Origin of the sequence: Sphingomonas colocasiae (genome assembly GCF_019880585.1) — a bacterium.
GTDB lineage: Bacteria > Pseudomonadota > Alphaproteobacteria > Sphingomonadales > Sphingomonadaceae > Sphingobium_A > Sphingobium_A colocasiae.
In genome coordinates this window covers 121,146-144,634 of the sequence record NZ_JAINVV010000003.1, presented here as the reverse complement: position 1 = coordinate 144,634, position 23,489 = coordinate 121,146, and the positions used below count along the sequence as shown (strand labels likewise).

20 protein-coding genes are annotated in these 23,489 nt (G+C 64.3%); 13 read left to right on the top strand and 7 right to left on the bottom strand.

Annotation, left to right across the window (positions count from 1 at the left end; all coding sequences use genetic code 11):
• Nucleotides 1–17 precede the first annotated feature (17 nt).
• Nucleotides 18–902 carry a LysR family transcriptional regulator gene (locus K7G82_RS04405; RefSeq protein ID WP_222988633.1) on the bottom strand — a complete coding sequence of 295 codons (885 nt, stop codon included), beginning with the start codon at nt 900–902 and terminating at the stop codon, nt 18–20.
• A 155-nt stretch (nt 903–1,057) separates the two neighbouring features.
• Here K7G82_RS04405 and K7G82_RS04400 point away from each other — a divergent pair, with 155 nt between their 5' ends.
• Nucleotides 1,058–1,537, top strand: coding sequence for a GreA/GreB family elongation factor (locus K7G82_RS04400; RefSeq protein WP_222988632.1), 480 nt, complete (start codon nt 1,058–1,060; stop codon nt 1,535–1,537).
• A gap of 106 nt (nt 1,538–1,643) precedes the next feature.
• The gene (locus tag K7G82_RS04395; protein ID WP_222988631.1) at nt 1,644–2,354 is read left to right on the top strand and encodes an HPP family protein; all 711 of its coding nucleotides are present in this window, start codon (nt 1,644–1,646) and stop codon (nt 2,352–2,354) included.
• On the opposite strand, the gene K7G82_RS04390 is transcribed toward K7G82_RS04395, so the two are convergent.
• A complete protein-coding gene (locus tag K7G82_RS04390) occupies nt 2,342–2,713 on the bottom strand; it encodes a YbaN family protein (RefSeq protein ID WP_343228537.1) in 372 nt (123 codons plus the stop codon). The two genes, K7G82_RS04395 and K7G82_RS04390, sit on opposite strands and share 13 nt — an antisense overlap.
• A 236-nt stretch (nt 2,714–2,949) precedes the next feature.
• Here K7G82_RS04390 and K7G82_RS04385 point away from each other — a divergent pair, with 236 nt between their 5' ends.
• From K7G82_RS04385 to K7G82_RS04370, 4 genes are all read left to right on the top strand, one after another.
• Nucleotides 2,950–3,273: a DMT family transporter gene (locus K7G82_RS04385; protein WP_222988630.1), complete on the top strand. Its 324-nt coding sequence runs from the start codon at nt 2,950–2,952 to the stop codon at nt 3,271–3,273.
• A 237-nt stretch (nt 3,274–3,510) separates the two neighbouring features.
• Entirely contained in the window at nt 3,511–5,136 is a 1,626-nt protein-coding gene (locus K7G82_RS04380; protein WP_222988629.1) for an amidohydrolase, read from the top strand.
• 60 nt (nt 5,137–5,196) lie between these two features.
• On the top strand, nt 5,197–6,804 hold the full coding sequence (locus tag K7G82_RS04375) for an MFS transporter (RefSeq protein ID WP_222988628.1): 1,608 nt from the start codon (nt 5,197–5,199) through the stop codon (nt 6,802–6,804).
• Nucleotides 6,804–7,859 (top strand): alanine racemase, encoded by a 1,056-nt coding sequence (locus K7G82_RS04370; protein WP_222988627.1) that lies wholly within the window; start codon nt 6,804–6,806, stop codon nt 7,857–7,859. The genes K7G82_RS04375 and K7G82_RS04370 overlap by 1 nt, the downstream gene beginning before the upstream one ends.
• 69 nt (nt 7,860–7,928) lie before the next feature.
• Here the strand turns inward: K7G82_RS04370 and K7G82_RS04365 are convergent, their stop codons facing one another.
• Complete coding sequence (locus K7G82_RS04365) at nt 7,929–9,101, bottom strand: acetyl-CoA C-acetyltransferase (RefSeq protein ID WP_222988626.1); 1,173 nt, start codon at nt 9,099–9,101, stop codon at nt 7,929–7,931.
• A gap of 36 nt (nt 9,102–9,137) precedes the next feature.
• Nucleotides 9,138–10,199, bottom strand: coding sequence for an alpha/beta hydrolase (locus K7G82_RS04360; RefSeq protein ID WP_222988625.1), 1,062 nt, complete (start codon nt 10,197–10,199; stop codon nt 9,138–9,140).
• Nucleotides 10,200–10,224: 25 nt separating this feature from the next.
• Between K7G82_RS04360 and phaR the strand changes: the two genes are divergently transcribed.
• The 3 genes from phaR (at nt 10,225) to ligD (ending at nt 14,510) form a co-directional block, all read left to right on the top strand.
• Entirely contained in the window at nt 10,225–10,770 is a 546-nt protein-coding gene (phaR, locus tag K7G82_RS04355; protein ID WP_222988624.1) for a polyhydroxyalkanoate synthesis repressor PhaR, read from the top strand.
• Nucleotides 10,771–10,908: 138 nt separating this feature from the next.
• Nucleotides 10,909–11,778, top strand: a complete 870-nt coding sequence (ku, locus tag K7G82_RS04350; RefSeq protein ID WP_222988623.1) for a non-homologous end joining protein Ku — start codon at nt 10,909–10,911, stop codon at nt 11,776–11,778.
• A 131-nt stretch (nt 11,779–11,909) separates the two neighbouring features.
• Nucleotides 11,910–14,510: a DNA ligase D gene (gene ligD, locus K7G82_RS04345; RefSeq protein WP_222988622.1), complete on the top strand. Its 2,601-nt coding sequence runs from the start codon at nt 11,910–11,912 to the stop codon at nt 14,508–14,510.
• A gap of 114 nt (nt 14,511–14,624) precedes the next feature.
• Here the strand turns inward: ligD and K7G82_RS04340 are convergent, their stop codons facing one another.
• Entirely contained in the window at nt 14,625–15,431 is an 807-nt protein-coding gene (locus K7G82_RS04340; RefSeq protein ID WP_222988621.1) for a class I SAM-dependent methyltransferase, read from the bottom strand.
• 59 nt (nt 15,432–15,490) lie between these two features.
• Here K7G82_RS04340 and K7G82_RS04335 point away from each other — a divergent pair, with 59 nt between their 5' ends.
• From K7G82_RS04335 to K7G82_RS04320, 4 genes are all read left to right on the top strand, one after another.
• A complete protein-coding gene (locus K7G82_RS04335) occupies nt 15,491–15,676 on the top strand; it encodes a hypothetical protein (protein ID WP_222988620.1) in 186 nt (61 codons plus the stop codon).
• A gap of 122 nt (nt 15,677–15,798) precedes the next feature.
• A complete protein-coding gene (locus K7G82_RS04330; RefSeq protein ID WP_222988619.1) occupies nt 15,799–18,621 on the top strand; it encodes a TonB-dependent receptor in 2,823 nt (940 codons plus the stop codon).
• Complete coding sequence (locus tag K7G82_RS04325) at nt 18,621–20,021, top strand: purple acid phosphatase family protein (RefSeq protein WP_222988618.1); 1,401 nt, start codon at nt 18,621–18,623, stop codon at nt 20,019–20,021. Before K7G82_RS04330 ends, K7G82_RS04325 begins: the two co-directional genes overlap by 1 nt.
• A 1-nt stretch (nt 20,022) precedes the next feature.
• Nucleotides 20,023–21,069 carry a phytase gene (locus K7G82_RS04320; RefSeq protein ID WP_222988617.1) on the top strand — a complete coding sequence of 349 codons (1,047 nt, stop codon included), beginning with the start codon at nt 20,023–20,025 and terminating at the stop codon, nt 21,067–21,069.
• Nucleotides 21,070–21,108: 39 nt separating this feature from the next.
• On the opposite strand, the gene K7G82_RS04315 is transcribed toward K7G82_RS04320, so the two are convergent.
• Nucleotides 21,109–22,641, bottom strand: a complete 1,533-nt coding sequence (locus tag K7G82_RS04315; protein ID WP_222988616.1) for a TadA family conjugal transfer-associated ATPase — start codon at nt 22,639–22,641, stop codon at nt 21,109–21,111.
• Between the two features lie 94 nt (nt 22,642–22,735).
• Nucleotides 22,736–23,455 (bottom strand): helix-turn-helix domain-containing protein, encoded by a 720-nt coding sequence (locus tag K7G82_RS30175; protein ID WP_222988615.1) that lies wholly within the window; start codon nt 23,453–23,455, stop codon nt 22,736–22,738.
• Nucleotides 23,456–23,489: the final 34 nt, after the last annotated feature.

Here is a 23,489-nt window from a genome sequence, read left to right as displayed (position 1 = left end):
CCGGCCATAGCCTCTCGTTATGGTGTGTCGATGACCCGTGCGAGCGTCTTGAGGAACTCGGTGGCGAGCGCCGTCGGCGGCCGGTTGAGCAGGAACATCGCATGGACGTCGAAGGTCAGTTGCGGCTTCAATGGCCGGACCGAAAGCCCCGGCGCAAGCGAAGCCTGGGCGGTGAAGCTGTCGACCACCGCCATGCCGACGCCCTGACGCACCAGCGAGGTCGCGATATAGAAGGTGCGCGCCGAAACCACCTCATCGAGTTCCAGGTCCAGGCGCTGGAGTTCCTGACCGAAAAGCTGGCCGATCGGGCCGCTCGCCGCCAGGCTGACGAAGCGCTGGCCGCGCAGTCGCTCCAGTTCGATGCGCGGCGGCGCATTGGGCATGTCCTGCTCGCGATAGAGCACGACCAGTTCGCCTTCGCCGAGCCAGCGCTGGCCGATCGGTGCGGCCGGCGGCACTTCATAGGCGATGGCGATATCGGTCTCGCGTTCGTAGAGTTTGCGCAGCAGATCGTCGTGATGGACGGTCTGCAGGTCGAAGCGGACATTCTCATGCGTCTTGAGAAAGCGGGAAACCGCCGTCGGCAAAGCGTCCAGCGCCAGCGAGGGCAGGGCGGAGACGCGCAGCACGCCGCTTGATCCACGTCGCAGGTTGCGGCCTGCTTCGCGCAAGGCATAGACGCGGTCCTGGATCTCGCTGACTTCACTGAACAGAGTATGTGCGTCGTCGGTCGGGACCAGCCGGCCATTGGTGCGTTCGAACAGCGGAAAACCGAGCAGCGATTCCGCGTGGCGCAGCATCTTGGAAACCGAGGGCTGCGAGACGTTGAGCGCACGCGCGGCCGCGCTGACCGAACCGTTCACGTAAACGGCATGGAATATCTCGATATGGCGCAGATTCATGAGCTTCGAACTTCCGGCATGGCGGTATGCTAGGGAAGCTATGCAGTTGGGGCAACGGTAGACACGATTTCACGCGATCGATGCATGGTTCGCATGCTGGACTATCGCGGCGGCAAGCGCCAGAAGCCCCGGCTTCGCAGCGAAGGGAGAAGGCGATGAGCGTCGCATTTCGTCGGGAAAGCGACGAGGAGCATAAGGAACCGCGGTTCGAACTGCCGATACCGGCCGGTCCCAATCTGGTCACCGCGCGCGGCCTGGCGTTGACGCGCGCGAAGGTCGAGGCGCTGGAAGCCGAAGTGGCGGGCGAAACCGACGAGGCGCGCCGCGAATCGATCCGGCGAGATCTGCGCTATTGGCATACCCGGCTCGCCACGGCGGAGTTGGCGCCGGTGCCGACGCTCGACGAGGTCGCTTTCGGCACGCGCGTGACCTTCCGCCTGAACGGCACGGAGCGCGTGCTCGATATCGTCGGCGACGACGAGGCGGAGCCCGCTGCCGGCCGCATTTCCTTTTCGGCGCCGCTCGCGCGCGCGCTGATCGGCGGCTTCGAGGGCGAGCAGGTCGATTTCGGCGGCAAGACCGAAGCGATCGAGATCCTGGCCATCGCGGCGATACCGGAGGATGCCGGCCGCTGATATCTCCGCTTGTCGCCGGCGAGGCTTTCTTCGCTGGCGATGATCATGCGGTTTGGGCATGGACGCGCCCTGATTCCGCCGCCGCCATTCCGATGTGACCCTTTCCATGCCGTTCAGATTCTTCAGGCCGCTGCTCGCGGGCGGCAATTTCAACGACCGGCTGCTCGCCTGCGCCGGCGCGCTGATGGGCATCGGCTTGACGGGGCTGGTCTGTACCTGGCTCGGCGCGGGCGATCAGGCCCTGCCGCTTCTGGTCGCGCCGATCGGCGCGTCGGCGGTGCTGCTCTTCGCGGTGCCGGCAAGCCCGCTCGCGCAGCCCTGGTCGGTCGTCGGCGGCAATGTCGTGTCCGCACTGGTCGGCATCGCTGTCGCATCGCTGGTCCCGGATCGGGTGATCGCAGCCGGCCTTGCGGTTTCGCTCGCGATCCTGGCGATGTCGCTGCTGCGCTGCCTGCATCCTCCCGGGGGCGCCGCCGCGCTGACCGCGGTGATCGGCGGTCCGGCGGTCGCCGCGGCCGGCTACGGCTTCGCGCTGATGCCGGTCGGGCTCAACTCGGTGCTGCTGGTCGGATTGGGCTGGCTGTTCCACCGTTTTTCGGGGCACAGCTATCCGCATCGGCCGGTCCCGGTCGTGCCAGCGCCTGCTCCAGTGAGCATCGCCCCGGGCCTGTCGATCGAGGATATCGATCTGGCACTGGAGGAACTGGGCGAGACTTTCGACGTCAGCCGCGAGGATCTCGATGCGCTGTTCCGCAAGGCGGAGGCGAATGCCGCGGCGCGCCTCGCGCGCGATGGGCCAGGCGATTACGTGATCTGATCGCGAGCGGGGCGGGGAAGGGGGCGGCTGAGGATATAGGCGGCGCAGCCCGCGAGAATCGCCGCGACGGACACCGCCAGCCAGGCCGAAGGTCGTGAACTCCAATAGAAGATCGCATAGCCGATGGTGATCCCGGCGCAGGCCGCGACCTTGCCCCGCAGCGGTATCGCGCCTTCCGCGCGCCATGCGCGAAGCGACGGGCCGAAGCGCGGATGATCGAGCAGCCAGGCTTCGAAACGCGGTGAGGATCGCGCGAAGCATGAAGCGGCGAGGATCAGGAAGATTGTTGTCGGCATCAGCGGCAGCAAGGCGCCGATGATGCCGAGCCCGACGCAGAAAAAGCCGAGCGCGAGCCATATCAGCCGCAGCTTTTGTGCTGGCGGAGCATCGGGATCGGGATCGTCGGTGCGGATGTTCGCGAGTCCTCGATAAGCGACCGTGCGCCATCGTTAGTGGGGTCGCGAACCATTCGCAACAAGCTGCGACACTTGCCCATGGCGTGGTCGGCACCTATTTGCAGGGAACGGGGCCACGACCCCTCCCATCATGGGCAGCAACGACCGGGACGGCCCGGCCCTTTGAAAGGAGGGCCGCCATGGCCTGGTTTATTCTATTGCTTGCGGGTTTGCTCGAGATCGTCTGGGCTTATTCGATGAAGCTCTCCGAGGGTTTCAGCCGCCCCGGGCCCACCGCCGTCACCATCGTCGCGATGATCGCCAGTTTCGGGCTGTTGTCGATGGCGATGCGCACGCTGCCGCTGGGTACCGCCTATACCGTCTGGACCGGGATCGGTGCGCTCGGCGCGTTCGTGCTCGGAATCGTGCTGCTCGGCGAACAGGCCGGCGCCGGCCGCATTTTCGCGGCGGTACTGATCGTCACCGGCCTTGTCGTGATGAAACTCTCCACGCCATCAGCGTAACAGTCTGTTTTGAAATGCGCCTTTGGCGCATTGCCGCACCAGCCCGCTCCCCCACCCGGCCTCCCAGAAGATACTGCCGTTGGGAGGCCGGGTGGGGGAGCGGGCTGGTGCGGTGCTGGAAATGTGCTCTTCCGCACATTTCCATACGGACTCTAAAGTTGGGCACGTGCCCATTGCGGCTCCCGCGATTGCGGCATAGCAATGCATCTTTCCGATTTTGAAAAATGAGGGGGAATTATGCGTGGCGCTCGACTGATTCACGGATTGATCGCAATTGCCTGTGCGGCGGGGTTGCCGGCTGCCGCGTCCGCCCAGTCGAAGCCAAGCGGGCTCAAGGCGCGGGCGATCTCGGGCGTCGAGGCGCGCGCCAAGCTGGCGCAGGTGGTCAATGACTCGGTTTTCAGCTTCGCCGAACTCGGCCTGCATGAAACCGAAACCAGCCGCTATCTGACCGAACTGCTCGAAAAGGAGGGCTTCACCGTCGAACGGGGCGTTTCCGGCCTGCCCACCGGCTGGGTCGCGCGCTGGACGCATGGCAGCGGCGGCCCGGTGATCGCGGTCGGCAGCGATATCGACGGCATTCCCAAGGCCTCGCAGAAGCCCGGCATCCCCTGGCATGATCCGATGGTGCCCGGCGGCCCCGGCCATGGCGAGGGCCACAATAGCGGCCAGGCCGTCAACATCGTCGCGGCTCTCGCAGTCAAGGAGTTGATGCAGAAGGAGAATATCGCTGGAACGCTGGTGCTCTGGCCGGGCGTTGCGGAGGAACTTCTGGCCGGCAAGGCCTATTTCGTGCGCGACGGCGTGTTCAAGGATGTCGATGCCGTGCTCTTCACCCATGTCAGCAACAATCTCGGCACCGCTTATGGGCAGCCCGGCGGCACCGGGCTGGTCTCGGTCGAATATACTTTTTCGGGCGAAAGCGCCCACTCCGCCGGGGCGCCCTGGCGCGGCAAGTCCGCGCTCGACGGCGTCATGCTGATGGGCACGGGCTGGGATTTCCGCCGCGAGCATCTCCGTCCCGAGCAGCGCTCGCACTATGTGATCACCGATGGCGGCGACCAGCCCAATGTCGTGCCGCAACGCGCCTCGATCTGGTTCTATTTCCGCGAGATCGGCTTCGACGGCATCAAGAAGAATTTCGAGATCGGCAACACCATCGCGGATGCCGCCGCGAAGATGACCGACACCACGGTCACACGGCGGATCCTGGGCACCGCCGCGCCGCGCCATTTCAACAAGCCGATGGCCGAGGCCGCCTATGCGAACATCAGGATGGTGGGTCTGCCGCAATGGAGCGCCGACGATCAGGCGTTCGCCAAGGCGGTTCAGACCAATCTCAAGGCGGAGAAGGTCGAGGGGCTGGCGACGAAGATCGAGGACCTGAAACCGCCCGTCGAGAATCCGCCGAGCGGCGGATCGGACGATATCGGCGATGTCGCCTGGACGGTGCCGACGATCACGATCGGCTATCCGTCGAACATCCCCGGCCTTCCGGGGCACAACTGGTCCAACGCGATCGCGATGGCGACGCCGATCGCGCACAAGGGCGTGGTCGCCGGCGCGAAGGTGATGGCGATGACGATGATCGACCTGCTGACGAAGCCGGAACTGCTCAAGGCGTCCAAGGCCTATTTCACCGACGTCCAGACCAAGAACCAGAAATATGTGTCGATGATCAGCGCGACCGACAAGCCGGCACTCGAACTCAACGCCGACATCATGGCGCGCTTCAAGCCCGAGCTCAGCAAATATTATTATCAGCCCGAACGTTACGGTACCTATCTTGAGCAGCTTGGCATAAAGTGGCCGACGCTGACCAAGGCTGACGTGGCGAAAGGCACGGGCGACGGGGGCCAGTAAGGGACCGGGTCGGAGTGCGTCGGGGGCGTCCGGCGCATTCCGGCGGCAAATGGGGGCGGAATGGCAAGCATCGCGGTTGAAGGCGTGCGGGAACCGACGCGCAAGGAGATTCGGCTGGTCATCGCCGCCTCCACGCTCGGCACCGTGTTCGAATGGTATGATTTCTTCATCTACGGCACGCTTGCCGCCATCATCGGCCGCACCTTCTTTCCCACCGGCAACCCGACGATCGAACTGATCCTGTCGCTGCTCGGCTTCGCCATCGGTTTCGGCTTCCGGCCGCTGGGCGCCATTCTCTTCGGCTATCTGGGCGACCGGCTGGGCCGAAAATACACGTTCCTCGTCACCATCACGATGATGGGGCTGGCCACGGCCGCGATCGGATTCGTGCCGTCGGCCGCCAGCATCGGCCTGGGGGCGCCCGTGATCCTGCTCGCGCTGCGCATTCTGCAGGGGCTGGCGCTGGGCGGGGAATATGGCGGCGCCGCGATCTATGTCGCCGAACATGCGCCGAACGGCAAACGCGGCTTCTTCACAAGTTTTATTCAGGCGAGCGTTTCCGGCGGGTTCGCGCTCAGCCTGGCGGTGGTGCTCGGTACCCAGGCCGTGGTCGGCCCCGAGAACTGGGAAGCGTGGGGCTGGCGGATTCCCTTCATCGTTTCGCTGCTGCTGCTCGGCATTTCGCTGTGGATGCGGCTCAAGCTTTCGGAAAGCCCGGTTTTCCAGGCAATGAAGGCGGCCGGGCAGGTTTCGAGCAATCCGCTGAAGGAAAGCTTCACCCATCCGGGCAATATGAAGCGGATCCTGGTCGCGCTGTTCGGCCTTGCCGCGGGCGTCACCGTCATCTGGTACACCGCGCTGTTCCAGGTGCTCTATTTCGTCCAGAATGCGATGAAGGTCGATGATCGCACCGCGCAGATCATCGTCGGCATCGGCGCGATGTCGGGGCTGTTCTGGTTCATATTGTTCGGCTGGCTGTCGGACAGGATCGGCCGCAAAAAGCCGATCATCATCGGTTACGTCCTGACGTTGCTGCTGCTCTTTCCGCTGTTCAAACTGATCGGCGGCGCCGCCAATCCGCAAATGGCGCAGGCGTCGCGTGCCGCGCCGGTCGTCGTCGCGGGCCGGGATTGCGCCTATGATCCCTTCGCGAAGGCGCAGGCCGACGAATGCGGCAAGCTGCTCGACCATCTCTCGCGCAAGGGCGTGCATTATTCGACGGTCGATGCGAGCATAGTCGGCGTCAGCATCGGCGGCGTGGCGGTCGCCGATACGAGCCCTGCGGGGCTCGACGCGGCGTTGAACGCCGCCGGCTACAGTTTCGACAAGGTACGGCCGTCGCACGGCAATATGGCATTGATGGTGCTTGGAATTCTCGTGCTGTCGGCATTGTCTGGCCTGACGTTCGGCCCGATGGCGGCATGCATGGCGGAGTTTTTCCCCGCGCGGATCCGCTACAGTTCGATGTCAATCCCCTATCACATCGGAACTGGATATTTCGGCGGTTTCCTGCCGGTGATCAGCCAGTATATCGTGGCACGGACGGGCGATCCCTATTCCGGGCTCTGGTACACCTTTTCGGTGACGCTGGTGGCGCTCGTCGTCGCGATATTCTGGTTGCCGGAGACGACACGCTTGAACCTCGACACTGCAGGGCGGGACGACTGATGTCCGTGCCGACGATCGAGATTTCCGCTCCATTGCGCATCCGCCTGGATGGCGATGCACTGGTCGGCAATTGGCGCTGGCTGGACGCGCGCAGCGGTTCGGCCGCGTGCGGCGCGGCATTGAAGGCCAATGGGTACGGGCTGGGCGCGCGCGAAGTGGCCATAAGGCTTGCCGATGCCGGGTGCCGCGACTTCTTCGTCGCAACCTGGGCGGAGGCGCAGGCGCTCCTGCCGGTGATCGATGGCGCGGCGCTCTCGGTTCTGCACGGTGTGCGTGCCGACGACATGGCCTTTGCCGTCGGATCACGCGCACGGCCGGTGCTCAACACGCCCGAGCAGGTCCGCCGCTGGCGCGAGGCGGGCGGCGGCGCATGCGACGTTATGGTCGATACGGGCATGAACCGCCTGGGCGTGTCGGTGGCCGATGTGGCGAGCGGGTTGCTCGACGGGCTGGAGATCGAGACGCTGATGACGCATCTCGCCAGCGCGGACGAGGATCTGCCGGTGAACGGGCTCCAGCGCGACGCCCTGACCGATCTGCGTGGCAAGACCAGCGCCCGGCGTCTGAGCGTCGCCAACAGCGCGGGTATCTGCCTGGGCGATAGCTATGCCCTCGATCTGACGCGGCCCGGCATCGCGCTTTATGGCGGCGTTCCGCGCATGGAGGCGGCAGGCGATATCCGTCAGGTCGTGGCGATCGAAACCCAGATCCTGCAGCGCCGCCGCGTCGCCGCGGGCGATATGGTGGGATATAACGGTACCTTCCGGGCGACGCGCGCGATGGAACTGGCGATCCTCAACCTGGGCTATGCGGATGGCTATCTGCGCTGTTTCTCCGGCACAGGCTATGCGCTGGCGGGCGGGCATGAATTGCCGGTGATCGGCCGCGTCTCGATGGATCTGACCGCGATCTGCATCGACACCTGTTCGGACCTGCACGAAGGCGACTGGGTGGAGATCGGCTACGACCTGCCCGATGCCGCGATGCGTTCGGGGCTTTCGCAATATGAACTGCTGACCGGGCTGGGCCAGCGTTATGCGCGGGTCTGGTCCTAGGACCTAAACACCGGATTGATGCGTCATCGTGATTGGTGGGCGCGCGCTCCGCACGCCCACCAATCCGGTTCAGCGTTCGACGCACATGGCGATGCCCATGCCGCCACCGATGCACAGGGTCGCCAGGCCCTTCTTCGCGTCGCGGCGTTCCATCTCGTAGAGCAGCGTCGTCAACACGCGCGCACCGGAGGCACCGATCGGATGGCCGATCGCGATCGCGCCGCCATTGACGTTCACCTTCTCGGGATCGAGCCCCAGTTCCTTGCCCACCGCCAGCGCCTGGGCGGCGAAGGCTTCATTGGCCTCGATCAGGTCGAGGTCGCCGACGCTCCAGCCCGCCTTTTCCAGCGCCCTCCTGGTCGCGGGCACCGGGCCCAGGCCCATCACCGCCGGATCGACGCCGGCAGACGCCCAGCTTGCGATCCGCGCCAGCACCCTGGCGCCGCGCTTCTCGGCTTCCTCGCGCGTCATGAGCACGATCGCCGCAGCACCGTCATTGATCCCGCTGGCATTGGCGGCGGTCACCGAACCATCCTTCTTGAAAGCGGGCTTGAGGCCAGCCATTGCTTCGATCGTCGCGCCGTCGCGAATATACTCGTCGCGATCGACGACGGTGTCGCCCTTGCGGCCCTTGACCGTCACCGGCGCGATCTCGTCGGCGAAGCGGCCGGCGGCGCGCGCCGCCGACGCGAGCGTCTGCGAGCGGACGGCGAACGCATCCTGCTGCTCGCGCGTCACCTGGCATTGCTCGGCGACATTCTCGGCGGTGATGCCCATATGATAATTGTTGAAGGCGTCGGTCAGCCCGTCGGTGATCATGGTATCGACCAGCGACACCGCGCCCATCTTCTGCCCCGCGCGCAGCGCCTGGGCATGGTTGGAAAGCGACATGCTTTCCTGTCCGCCCGCTACGACGATGCTCGCATCGCCATTGGCGATCGCCTGTACGCCGAGCGCGACCGCGCGCAGCCCCGATCCGCAGACCTGATTGACGCCCCAGGCGGGCACTTCCTTGGGGATACCTGCCGCCATCGATGCCTGACGTGCCGGGTTCTGGCCCTGCGCGGCGGTCAGCACCTGACCCATGATGACTTCGGAGACGTCGGCGGCGTCGACGCCGGCCTGCGCCAGAGCGGCCTCGATCGCGATCCGGCCCAGTTCATGCGCCGGCACCGATCCGAATGCGCCCAGAAAGCTGCCCACGGGCGTGCGCTTGGCCGCGGTGATCACGATATCGGTCATTGGAAATCTCCGGTGGAAGAGGTTTCCGGCAATCTATCAACGATTGTGCAAGTGCGAAAGCCAGGCGGCGAGCGGCTCCCAAAGCTGGGCTCTGGCGCGGCTGCCGACGACCATGCCGACATGGCCGGCGCTCAATTCGATTCGCGTGTCGAGTCCGGTCGAGGACGCGGCGGGGACGATGCGGTCGCTGAGTGAAACCAGATCGAGCAACGGGCAGGAGAGGCGGGCCGGATCGATCGTCTTGCCGGTCACTTGCCAGCGGCCGGCGCCGGGAAGGTCGGCCGCGAACAGATCCTCGAACGCCTCGCGCCCGGCTTCATATGTCAGCGGCGCGCCAGCATTGGCCCAATCCTCCAGCGCAACAAAGGCGCGTGCTTCCGCCGACTCCGGATCGAGCAGAGCGAAGCGCTCGTATTTGCCGATGGTACGGCCCGGATCGAGTTTCCAGAAGGCGGTCTGCAGGATCTCCATCGGCAGGTAGCCGAGCGTCTCGCACGTCGGTTTTGCGCTTTCCCAGAGTGACGTCATGTCATTGCGTGCGCCCTGTGGGAAACCGGAAAAATGCCAGGGCGCGGCGATCAGCGCGAGGCCTGTGACCGGCCGCAGCGCCGCTGCCGCCACCGCCATGGTGCCGCCCAGGCAATAGCCGACCAGCGCCGCATTTTCGCCAAGCGCGTCGAGAAGCGGCAGCAATAGCGTTTCGACATGGCCGGCGATCCCCATCCCGCTTTCCTCGGGCAAGGGAGCGCCCCAGTCGAGCAACAGCGGCCTGATCCCCTGACCGGCGATCCAGCGCAGCAGCGAATTGTCCGGCGAGAGATCGAGCACGAAAGGCGGATTGATCAGCGAGGGGACGAAGACGACGGGGCGGCCGGTGCCGCCATAATCGCGCAGGCAGGCGCGGCCGATCCGCGCGGCGACGGGCATGGGCGGCCCGCGATCGGCACGGGGCGCATGTTGATACGCCTTCAGGCCCTTGATCGCCGCCGCAGCGCGATCGGGCGATGCTGCGGTTTCGCTGCGCAGCAACTCCAGGAACAGCGGCAAGGGGCGTGGCCCGTGTTGCGGTGCGGCATCAAATGGTGCAGGGTGAGCCATTGTCTTGCGGGGGATGCTCCAGACCATGAAGAAGAACGCAGCCGCCGACGGCATCGTCATCATCAAGAAATACGCCAATCGTCGGCTCTATAATACCGACACGTCGAGCTATATCACGCTTGAGCATCTGGCGGCGATGGTTCGCGAGAATCGCGAGTTCAAGGTTCTGGACGCCAAGACCGAAGAGGATATCACGCACAGCGTCCTCACCCAGATCATCATGGAAGAGGAACAGCGCGGCCAGGCGATGCTGCCCGTCAACTTCCTCCGCCAGCTCATCTCGATGTACGGCGATTCGATGCAGGCGGTGGTGCCGGGCTATCTCGAAGCCTCGATGGAGGCGTTCCGCCGCAATCAGGAACAGTTCCGCAGCGCCGTGGAAGGCGCGTTCGGCGCCGGGCCGTTCGCGGAAATGGCGAAGCGCAACATGGCGATGTTCGAAGCCGCCACCAGCGCATTCAAGCCGGGCGCCGCGAAACCCGCCGAAGCGGCGGGCAAGGACGATGAGATCGACGCGCTGAAGGCCGAACTGGCCAGTCTCAAGGACAAGATCGAGAAGCTCGGCAAATAGCCGACGTTCGGCTGCCCGAGCCGGCCGAATTCGTGATGAAGGACGGCGGGGCGGTGAAGCCGCTTCGCCGGGGCGCAGGCGAGTTCGGAACCCGCACCCACCGTCGCTCATTCTGCTCCGGTAACGACGGAGCTTCATATGGCGGCACGCGCATATTGGCAGGGGCAGATCCGGCTCGCGCTGGTTTCGATCCCGGTCGAGATCTATCCGGCGACCAAATCGACCGCGACGGTCGCGTTCCATCAGATCCACGAGCCTTCGGGCAAGCGCATCAAATATGAAAAGGTCGTGCCCGGTATCGGCCCGGTCGATGCCGACGAGATCATGAAGGGGTTCGAGATCGCCAAGGGCGATTATGTCCTGCTCGAACAGGACGAGATCGACGCGGTGAAGCTCGAAAGCCGCAAGACTCTGGAGCTTGTCCAGTTCGTCGATGCCAGCGAGATCGACGTGCTCTATTTCGAAAAGCCCTATTTCGTGGTGCCGGCCGACGATCTGGCCGAGGAAGCCTATGTGGTGCTGCGTGAGGCGCTGAAGCGCAGCAGGAAAGTGGGGCTGGGTCAGCTCGCGATGCGCGGGCGCGAATATGTGGTCAGCCTGAAGCCGTGCGGGCGCGGTATGGTGCTGGAAACATTGCGCTATGCCGAGGAAGTCAACAAGGCGCAGGGCTATTTTCGCGATATCGGTGATGCGAAGGCCGATCCCGAACTGCTCGATCTTGCCGAAACCCTGATCGAGAAGAAAAGCGCGGCCTTCGATCCGAAGAAGTTCACCGACCATTATACCGATGCGGTGCGCGCACTGGTCGAACGCAAGCGCAAGGCCAAGGGCCGGAAGATCACGGCGGAGCCGGACGAGGCGCGCCCGAGCGGATCCAATGTCGTCGATCTGATGGCCGCACTCAAGAAATCGCTCGAACGACCGGGTGCGAAGGCGCCCGCGAAAAAGCCTGCGGCGAAGAAGGCGGCGCCCAGGAAAGCGCCGGCGCGAAAGCGGGCGGCGGGGTGAAGATGCGCCCGCCTTACACGTCACCCCGGCGAAAGCCGGGATCTCCCAACCTGATCGCGCCTTTCTCGTCCGGAGACGCCGGCTTTCGCCGGGGTGACGGCCCCGGTCGTGGATTGAGCTGACCCAGTCCCATGCCGCGCGCAGCCGATCCCCTTGCCACCTATAACGCCAAGCGCGACTTCGCGAAAACGGCGGAGCCGGCGGGCAGGAAGGGAAGGGCGCGGGGAAACGGCTTCATGGTGCAGAAGCATGATGCCACCCGTCTGCACTGGGATTTCCGGCTGGAACTGGACGGCGTGCTGAAGAGCTGGGCGGTCACGCGCGGGCCGAGCCTCGATCCCGATGACAAAAGGCTGGCGGTCCGCACCGAGGATCACCCCCTCAGCTATGCCAGCTTCGAGGGAACGATCCCCAAGGGCGAATATGGCGGTGGCACCGTCATGCTGTGGGATCGGGGCACATGGACGCCTGCACCCGGCAAGGATCCACGCAAGACGCTTGAGCAGGGGCATCTGCATTTCACGCTTGATGGCGAGCGGATGAAGGGCGAATGGCTGCTGATCCGCCTCAAGCCGCGCGCCGGTGAAAAACGGGAAAACTGGCTGCTCCGCAAGCTGGATGATGCCCATGCCGGCGGCAGTGACGATCTGGTCGCGCATGCGCTGACGAGCGTGGAGACGGGACGCTCGATGGCGGAGATCGCCCGCGGCGCGAAACCCGTTTCGCTGAAGGGCAAGCGCGGCAAGGCCTTCGACGCGGCGATGAAGAAGGCGGAAAAGGCAACGCAAGCCGCTGCGTCATCCCCGCGAACGCGGGGATCCAGTGCGGCGCCGGGGGCGGCAGAATCGCGTTCGGTGGCCCTGGCTTCCCGCCCCTCGACCGCGCTCGGGAGAGCCGTTCGCGGGAATGACAAGGGAAGGGGAACGGGGAGACTTCCCGCTTTTCGTGCGGTGCAGAAAGCGACGCTCGTCGATCATGCGCCTACCGGCAATGGCTGGTTCCACGAGATGAAATATGACGGCTATCGCTGCCTGCTGGCGATCGGTGGCGGCAAGGTGAGGATCCATACGCGCACGGGCCTGGACTGGACCGACAGGTTTTCGGGGATCGCCGAAGCGGCGCAGGCGCTGGATCTGCCGGCGTCGCTGATCGACGGCGAGATCGTGATGCTGAACAGGGAAGGAAACCCCGATTTCTCGGCGTTGCAGGCGGCGCTTCGCGAGGACCGGCAGGGATTTACCTTCTTCGCCTTCGATCTGTTGTCGTTGCAGGGCCGGGATCTGACGAAAACACCCAATATCGCGCGCAAGGAGAAGCTGGCCGCATTGCTGGCCGATGCGAGGCCTCCGATCGTCTATGCCGAACATGTCCTCGGATCCGGCGAACGCCTGTTCGATGCTATGTGCGGGGCGGGGCAGGAAGGCGTCGTCTCGAAAAAGGCCGATGCCCCCTATCGCGGCGGCCGGACCAGGGCGTGGCTCAAGGTGAAGTGCACGCGGCGGCAGGAGTTCGTGATCCTCGGCTGGCTGCCGTCCACCGCCGGCGGGCGAAGCCTGAGATCGCTCTATCTCGGCACGCGCGAGGATGGTCAGCTCCGCTATGCCGGAAAGGTCGGAACCGGCTTCAACGCCGACAATTCGAACGATCTGATGGCTCGTCTTGCCCGGATCGAGCGCAAAACCCCTGCGGTCGAGATTCCGCGCGCGATCGCGCGTGGCGGCCACTGGGTGACGCCGAAACTGGTCGCCGAAGTCGCCTTCGCAGAATTCACCGCCGACAAGGTGGTGCGTCACGCAAGTTTTCTCGGATTGCGCGAGGACAAGGAGGGCGGGCAGGTGTCGCTGGAGAAACCGGGCAGGCTGGATGAGGAAGACCTCGTCAGGATCACAAATCGCGACCGCCTGATCTTTCCCGAGGCGAAGGTGACCAAGGGCGACCTTGCCGACTATTACGAGGCGATCGGCCCCGCCATGGCGCCCTGGGCGCTCGGCAGGCCGATCAGCCTGGTCCGCTGCCCGCAGGGGCGTGCGAAGAAATGCTTTTTCCAGAAGCATGATGCCGGTAGTTTCGGAGAGGCGGTGCGCCATCTCGACATTCGCGAAAAGGACGGCGGCGTCGAACCCTATCTCTATGTCGAAACGATCGTTGGATTGCTCGCTTGCGTCCAGATGGGGACCATTGAATTTCATGGCTGGGGGGCTTCGGTTTCCGACATCGAAAAGCCCGACCGGCTGATCTTCGATCTCGATCCCGATCCCGCGGTGGGTTTCGACGATGTGAAGAAGGCCGCCGATGATATCCGCAGCACGCTGGAAGAGATCGGGCTGGCGAGTTTCGCGATGCTTTCGGGCGGCAAGGGCATCCACGTCGTGGTCCCGCTGACGCCGAAGGCGAAATGGCCAGAGGTCAAGGATTTCGCACAGCGTTTCGCGCTTTCGCTGGCCCAGGCGGAACCCGAACGCTTCATCGCGACCATGTCCAAGGCCAAGCGCAAGGGCCTGATCTTTATCGACTGGCTACGCAACCAGCGGGGTGCGACGGCGATCCTGCCGTATTCGGCGCGCGCGCGCCCCGGGGCGCCGGTCGCGGTGCCGTTGAACTGGTCGGAACTGAAAACCGTAGAAAGCGCCGGGCTCTATTCGGTCAAGGATGTGAAGGCGCTGCTCAAGCGGGCCGGCTCGGCGGTGCTGCAGGGATGGGGAGAGGCAGCGCAGGTGCTGCCGGATATCTGATCTCGAACCCCTTCCTTTCAGGGGAGGGGCCGGCGCCAAAAGAAAAGCCGGGGTGTCGAACCCCGGCTTCTCGTCCACCCCGTGCCCTTCCTTCAAAAGAGAGGGGCCTTGGCGTCATTTGGGCTTCACGAATTTCAGCGTCATGCGGTCGCTTTCGCCGATCGCGGCATATTTGGCCTTGTCGACTTCGCCGTTGCGATAGGTGGGGGGCAGCGTCCAGACGCCTTTCTCCCAGTCCGCCGTGTCCTTGGAATTGGCGTTGATCTCGCTTTCGCCCGCCAGCTTGAAGCCCGCCTTTTCCGCAAGCGCCACAACCGTCGAGCGCTTCAGATATCCGCTGGTCTTCTCCAGCGCGGAATCGCGGCTTTCGGGCAGCCGGTGATCGACGATGCCCAGGACGCCGCCGGGCTTCAGCGACTTGAAGAAGCTGGCGAAGATATCATCGGCGGCGGTGCCGCCGCGCATGATGAAATTATGGACGTTGCGGAAGGTCAGGATCGCATCGACGCTGCCCGGCGCGACATCGTCGACCGGCAATCCGGTCCATTTCACCTTGCCATAGGTCGCCGCATCGGTGCCGAGCTTCTCCGCCAGCGTATCCCTGCCCTTGCCGGGGGCCTGCGCCAGGACAAGCGAGCCCTTGGCCTTCAGATACGGCGCCAGGATCTCGGTATACCAGCCGCCGCCGGGCTGGACCTCGATCACCGTATCGCCCGGCTTGACCCCGAAAAAGGCCAGGGTTTCGGCCGGATGGCGATATTGATCGCGGGCGCGGTTGGCATCGGTCCGCGTCGGCGCCGCGACGGCAGCCGTCAGCGCGGGGGAGGGAGCGATCATGTGGCCGGCATGGCCTTGATGCTGGGCGGCGGCGGGGGCGCCGATGCCGATCAGCAGCGCGGAAAGCATCAGGGTCTTTCGCATCTCGATTCCTCTCCTATCTGGGTGCGACGAACATTGGCGACGGCGAAGGGGACTGGCAAGTGCAACTCTGGACGATGGCGGGGGCGTCCGCCGCGCTGGCCGCATTTTCGAGCTTCGCCGACTGGAAGCGCCAGCGCCGATCCGACCCCGATCGGGTCGGTTTCATGCCATGGACGTCGCTTTCGCTGATCGGGATCGTCGCGACGATGATCTTCATCGCGCTGGCGCTCAAGATGCCCGGGTGACGCGCAGCCGTCATATGATCGCAACCGAACTGACTTCGATGCGCAAGGTGCACGTCACCACCGCCGGATAGCGGCGGCCCCGAAAAGGATTCCGATCCGCGAATCCAACCAGGGGTCTATCCATGAAATTCCATTCCGTCGCCCGCCGTGGCGGCCTGCTCGCCGCAACCCTGCTGTCGACCACGATGCTCGCCGGCGTGGCTCATGCCGAAACCCTGCGTGGCGGCGTTGTCGATGCCAGCGGCACCCGCGCCTTGCAGGGCACGGAGATCACGATCGTCGAGCTTGGCCGAACCACCGAGGCGGCGGCCGATGGCAGCTTTCGTTTCCCCGACGTTCCGGCGGGCAGCTACACGGTCATCGCGCGCTATGCCGGCGCGGACGAGGCGGCCGAGAAGGTGACCGTCGTCGAAGGTACGCCCGCGACGGTCTCGTTCAGCATGGGAGCGGCTGGCAGCGACATTCTGGTGATCGGTCAGCAGGCGAATCTCTCGAGCTCGCTGTCGCGCCAGCGTGCCGCGGACGGTGTCGAAAGCGTTCTCACGCGCGACGGCATCGGCCAGTTTCCCGATCAGAATGTCGCGGAATCACTCCGCCGCCTGCCCGGCGTGAACATCCTCAACGATCAGGGCGAAGGGCGTTTCGTATCGGTTCGCGGTCTCGATCCGGAGCTCAATGCCGCATCAGTCAACGGCGTGCGCCTGCCGGCGCCCGAATCCGATGTCCGCTCGGTCGCGCTCGACGTGATCTCGAGCGACCTGATCGAATCGATCGAGGTCAAGAAATCGCTGACCCCGGACATGGATGCAGACACGATCGGCGCCTCCATCGAGATCAACACGACCAGCGCCTTCGATCGCAAGAAGAACCTGTTCAAGGTGAGCGCGGAGGGCAGCTACAACGACCTGATCAACGAATTCTCGCCAAAGGGCAGCGTCGATTTCTCGGCCAAGCTCGGCGAGAATGTCGGCGTCGCGGGCGGCCTTTCCTATTATCGGCGCAAGTTCGCGACCGACAATATGGAGATGGACGGCTGGGGCGAGGATGACGGCATCGTCTATGCCGATACCGTGGAGTATCGCGACTATGACGTCACGCGCGAACGCATCAGCGCGTCGCTCGGCTTCGACTTCCGCGTCGGCGACACGACCAAGCTCTATGCACGCGGCCTTTACAGCCAGTTCGACGATCAGGAATATCGCCGTCGCCTGATCTTCGAGATGGACGAGGCGCCGAGCAGCGGCACCGCGAGCAGCGCGACTTTCCGTTCGGACGATGGCGAGATCAGCGTTCAGCGCGACCTGAAGGATCGCTTCGAGTCGCAGAAGATTCGCTCGCTTTCGGCAGGCGGCGAAACCGAGACAGGCCCATGGAAGATCACCTATTCGGCCAGCTACGCCAAATCGACGGAGAATGAGCGCGGTTCGATCGACCCGGTGGTATTCGAGCAGAAGTTCGAGGATCCCGGCCAGCTTGGTGTCGTGTTCGATTACGGCAAGGCCAATTACACCGGCTATGCCATCACCACCGGCCAGGCCGATTTCCTCAATCCCGGCAAATACGAATTCGACAAGGTCGAACGGACCACGCGCAGCGCCTCGCAGGATCGGGAATGGGCGCTCAGAGCCGATGTGTCGCGCGCTTTTGCGGTCGAAGGCGGCGAGTTCACCGTCCAGGCTGGCGCGAAGGCGCGCTGGCGCAAGAAGTCCTATGACGGCCAGTTCGACATCTATGACGGCTATGATGGCGATCTGACGCTCGCCGATGTGCTGGGCAAGCAGGATTACGGACTTGCGCTGATCGATCCCGTGCCCGCCAAGGCCAGTTTCCGGCCGATCTTCCGGGACAATCTCGGCGATTTCGAACTCGATCCGATCGATACCGCGACGGCGTCGGCGGAATCGGACTATCGCGTCGACGAGGATGTGACGGCCGCCTATCTTCTCGGTCGCTGGGACAGTGCGACGCTGCGTGTCGTCGGTGGCCTCCGCATGGAGCGGACCAGGAACAGCATCACCGGCAACATCGTCACCATCGTGCCGGAGGAGGAGGATGACGAGGGCAACGTCACGCAGGAGGAAGCGGTTCTCGTCTCGCCGCAATCCTTCAAGCGCAGCTATACCGACTGGCTGCCCAGCCTGACGGTGCGATACGAGCCGGTTCGCAATCTTGTCCTGCGTGCCGCAGGCTACAAGAATCTCGTGCGCCCCAAGCTGTCCAGGTTGGCGCCCCGCGCGGTGATCGAGGATAATGAAGGGGAATTCGGCAATCCCGATCTGAAACCCTATCGGGCGTGGAATGCCGATCTTTCGATCGAATATTATTTCGGCAAGAACAGCGCGATCTCCGCGGGCTTTTTCTACAAGGATATCAAGGACTATATCGTCGATCAGACGATCCAGGATGTGGTGTACAACGGCATCACGCTGGACGAAGGCACCACGTCGATCAATGGCGAAAGCGCGAAGATCAAGGGTTTCGAGTTCAGCTACAGTCAGGCATTCGGCTTCCTGCCGTCGCCGTTCGACGGCCTGCTCGCGCAGTTCAACTATACCTATACCGACGCGAAGGGCACCGTCTTCACCGATGGCGACATCACCGATCCGCGCCGCGTTTCGCTGCCGGCCTCGTCGAAGCACACGTTCAATGCGGTGCTCGGTTACGAAAAGGGGCCGCTCAGCCTGCGCATCGCCGGCACCTATCGCGACAAATATCTCGACGAGGTGGGCGGCAAGGCGAATGAGGACCGCTATGTCGCCAGTCATTTCCAGCTCGACCTGAGCGCGAAATACCGCATTACGGACAATGTGCGTCTGTTCGCGGAATGGGTGAACGTCACCGACGAACCCTATTTCGCCTATCAGAATTTCGGCGGATCGCGCCGCCTGCTTCAATATGAGGAATATAGCTGGACGGCGAAGTTCGGCGTGACGGCGAATTTCTGATGCGATTGAGAATCGGAGCCGTCCTGGCCGGCTGCGCGATCGCCTTTCCGGCGGTTGCGCAACCGGACAAGCCCGCCGTGCCGCATTCGCCGGGCCGCCCATATGCGGCACGCAATCTGGCGGACCGGATCGTGCTGAGCACGGGCGCGGATGCGGCGATCGAGATGGCCGTCGCATTCCGCACCGATACCGATCAGCCGATGGCGGAGGCGGAGATCGCGCCGGCGATCGACGGCCCCAGCCTCGCGGTGAAGGCAAGGCCCGTCCAGGGAACGAGCATTCCGATCTCGACCGAGAATGGACGGGCGATCTATCATCAGGTGCGATTTTCCGGCCTGACGCCCGATACGCCCTATGTCTATCGGGTGAGGGGATCGGCGGGATGGAGCGAATGGCTGCAATTCCGGACCGCCGCGCGCGACCCGCGCCCGTTCCGCTTCCTCTATTTCGGCGATACCCAGAATGGCATCCTGCCCATCGCCTCGCGCGTTATCCGTCAGGCCTTCCATGCCACCGCGACGCCGGCGCTCGTCGTCCATGCCGGCGATCTTGTCGCGCAACGCGACGATCTCGTCCATGATGACGAATGGGGCGAATGGACGCAGGCCGGCGGCTATAATTTCAGCATCGTGCCGCAGCTGCCGGCCACCGGAAACCATGAATATGTCGATGCGGTCGCTGCCGATGGCGGAGAGACCAGGCATTTGGGTCCGCACTGGACGGCGGGCTTCGCCTTGCCCGGCAATGGCAGCCCCGCAGCCGCGGCGACGACCTATCATGTCGATTATCAGGGTGTTCGCTTCATCGTGATGGACGGCACATCCGCGATCGATTTCGGAACGGCCAGGGCGCAGGCTGACTGGCTGGACAAGGCCCTCTCCACCAGTAAGGCGAACTGGAATGTCGTGATCTTCCATCAGCCGATCTTCACCTGCGCGCGCCCAGACGACACGGCCGAACTCAAAAGCGCGTGGAAACCGGTTTTCGACAGGCATGACGTGGATCTGGTGCTGCAGGGCCATGACCATTGCTACAGTCGCCTGACCGCGGAGGACGGTCGCGATGCCGGGCGAACGCGGCGTGCCCAAGGCAGGGCGCAGGGGCCGGTCTATCTGGTCTCGGTGACCGGGCAGAAAATGTATGCGCTGAACGATCGCGCGCGCAGCCAGCCCGACCGGGTCGCCGAGGATACCGAACTTTACCAGGTGGTCGATGTCGAACCTCATCGGCTGAAATTCCGCACCTACACCACTTCGGGCGGGCTTTATGACGGCTTCGATCTTGTACGGCGGGCGGATGGCGGCAAGACATTGACGGATATCGAGGGGATCGGCCCGGCCAGGACATGCGCGGGTGGAACGGGGCCGGATGGCGGTGCTTGCAGCGCGCGGGGAAAATGAAATGACGATCCGTAAATTCGTTCCCGCTCTGGCCCTGCTGGCCACGGCCTGCGCAACCGCCGAGGAACCGGTGGCGGTCCGTATCGCGCGTGCGGCGCCGGCGGCGACGCTTCAGGCGCGCGGCGAAACCGTTCCGGTCGGCACCGCCAATGCCGACGCGGCGGATGATCCCGCGATCTGGCGGAATGCCGCCGACCCGGCCGCCAGCCTGATCGTCGGCACCGATAAAAAGGCCGGGCTCTACGTCTACGGCCTGGATGGCAAGGTGCGCGACTTCAACGATGCGGGCCGGGTGAACAATGTCGATCTGCGCGACATGGGGGCTGCCGGCATCATCGTTGTGGCGAGCGATCGCAACGATATCGCCAATGCCAGGCTGGTCGTGTTTCGGCTCGATCCGGCCACGGCGAAACTGGCGACGCTGGGCTCCGTCGCGGCAGGGAACGGTGAAGCCTATGGCATATGCCTTTCGCGGCGCGGCAATGCGCTCGACGCTTTCATGGTGGTGAAGGACGGCACGATCAACCAGGTGGCGCTCGACATTTCCGGCGGCGGAGTTTCCGGAAAGATCGTACGAACGATGAAACTGGGCACCCAATCCGAAGGCTGTGCGGTCGATGAGCGGAGCGACCGCCTGTATGTCGCCGAAGAGGATGTCGGCCTGTGGCGGTTCGAGGCGGCCGCGGGCGGTTCCAGGACGCCGGTGAAGGTCGCGCCGGCCGATGGCAGGCATCTTGTGGCTGATGCGGAGGGGGTTGCCATCGCACCGGTCGGAGAGCGCGGCGGCTATGTCATCGTCTCCAGCCAGGGTGACAACGCCTATACGCTCTATAGCCTGGAGGATGACAGCTATGTGGGCCGCTTCCGGATCGCGGCGGGCATCGTCGGCGCGACCGAGGAAACCGACGGGATCGATCTGGTGACGGGGGATTTCGGCCCTGCCTATCCGGGCGGACTGTTCATCGCGCAGGACGGTTTCAACGACGCCGGCGCCCAGAATTTCAAGCTGGTCGCCTGGGATGACGTCAAGAAGGCCTTGGGCCTTTAGGTCGTGCATTCCGGCGAAAGCCGGAATGATGGCGCATCGTTACAGGCACGCCTCAAGGAACGCCTGGTCGAAGCCATATTGCTTGGCTTTCTCCAGCGTATAGGGACGCAGGCCCATCGGGCGATATTCGCCGATGATCTTGCCATCGGCGCTCTCGTCCAGATATTCGAACTTGAAGAGCTCCTGGGTAACGATCACGTCGCCTTCCATGCCGATCACCTCGGTGATGTTGGTCGTACGGCGCGAACCGTCGCGAAGGCGCTTCACCTGTACGATCAGGTCGACCGAATCGGCGATCTGGCGCGAGATCGCTTCCTTCGGCACCTTGATGTCGGACATCATCACCATGTTCTCCATACGCGCCAGCGCCTCGCGCGGGCTGTTGGAGTGGAGCGTACACATGGATCCGTCGTGACCCGTGTTCATGGCGGCGAGCATGTCGAAACATTCGGCGCCACGAATTTCGCCCAGGATGATGCGATCCGGACGCATACGCAGCGCGTTGATGACGAGATCGCGGATGCTGATCTGGCCCTGGCCCTCAAGGTTCGCGGGGCGGGTTTCGAGCGGCAGCCAGTGCGGTTGCTGCAAGCGAAGCTCGGCCGCGTCCTCGATCGTCAGCACGCGTTCGCCCGGATCGATCATCTTCGACAGGGCGTTGAGCATCGTCGTCTTGCCCGAGCCGGTACCGCCCGAGATGACGATGTTGAAGCGGCTGGCGCCGGCGACCTTGAGCGCGGTCGCCATCTTTTGCGACATCGAACCGAAGCCCGCCATCATGTCGAGCGTGATCGGCTTGTCGGAGAATTTACGAATCGAGATCGCGGTGCCGCGCAGGCTGAGCGGCGGCACGATCACGTTGACGCGGCTGCCGTCCTTCAGGCGGGCGTCGGCAAGCGGCGTCGTCTGGTCGACGCGGCGGCCGACCTGGTTGACGATGCGCTGCGCGATCTGGAGCAGATGTTCCTCGTCGCGGAAGCGGATATTGGCGAGCTCCAGCTTGCCCTTGCGCTCGATATAGGTCTGCTCGGGGCCGTTCACCATGATATCGGAGATGGCCGGATCGGACAGCAGCTCTTCGAGTGGGCCGAGGCCCAGCAGTTCGTCGACCAGCACCTTTTCCAGCGCGAACTGTTCGCGCCGGTTGAGCGTCAGCTTCAGCTCGGCGAGGACCTCGCCGATGATCGGGCGGAATTCCTCGGCCAGTTCGTCCTTGTTGAGCGTGGCGGCGGCTTCGGGATCGACGCGTTCGAGCAGGCGCGGCAGCACCTGTTCCTTGATCTTGTGGATCGAGGCTTCGAAACCTTCGACCCGGCTGACATTGTCGTGGACTTCGTTGACGCGGCTTTCGAGCCGCTTCATCGCGTCGGTGATCGCTGCCGGCTGCGTGCTGTCCTCGGCGTCTCCGGGCAGGGGCAGGGTGTCGAGCGGCGGAAACTGGTTGCCGCCCTCTTGCTCGTCGGGCGCGCGCCGCTGCGTGGGAGACCCCTGCATCGGTTTCGCGACTCCGAAGGATGGGCGACTTCCTGACGGTGTTCCGCCAATTCCACCCCGTTTTCCGAAAGCGCTCATGCTACGCTGCCATTCCTCTGTCCGATCCCCGAACTGGTATCGGGAAAAGGTGAATAGAGTGGAAACTTTGACAATTACCTAATTCCACCCCGTTTCAGATGAAGGGTCCGCGCCCCCGCGCACGGACGGCGTGCGCGGTATCGCCGGCCAGTTCGCGAAAATCGCGCGCCATATGCGCCTGATCGGCATAGCCACGCTGGGCCGCCTGTTCCGTGAGCCGGGCGGAACTCGATTGCACGTCGACAAAGGCGCGCTGAAACCGGAGCAGTTTGACGTAGCGGCGCGGCGGCATCCCGATCTCGGATGCGAACCAGCGCTGGATCTGGCGATAGGAAAGGCCGCTGCGGATCGAAACCTCCGCGACGTTGCGCGATCGCAGGATCGCCGGCGCGATCGGCGGAATCGAGAAACCGGCCATCGCTTCACTCAGTGCGGCAACGACGCGGTCGGGATCGGCGAGAAGCAGCGACGCCAGCGATTCCGGCGGGGCCGCGAACCAGTCGTTCAGGAATTGCGGCGTCGATGGAGACCCCAGCAGGTTCCATGCCCAGGGCCAGAGCCGGATGCCGACGAAGCGGGCATCGCCGCTCATCGTCAATGTCGTTGGCATCTCGATGACACCCGCCACGAACAGTTCGGGCTGGTCGCTCCGCCAGCGCGAGCGTCCGGAGAGGCGGCGAATGATCTCGACGCAGCCGTCCGGCGTGGCTTCCTGGGAAATCCATTCCCCGGCCTTGCCGGCGGCTTCCATCGTCCAGACGGTCTTGACCAGTCCATCCAGCGCATCGGGCAGCGGTATTTCGCGATAGTCCACGCGCGCTCTCGCCTGTCGTCTTCGTTCAAGCCAT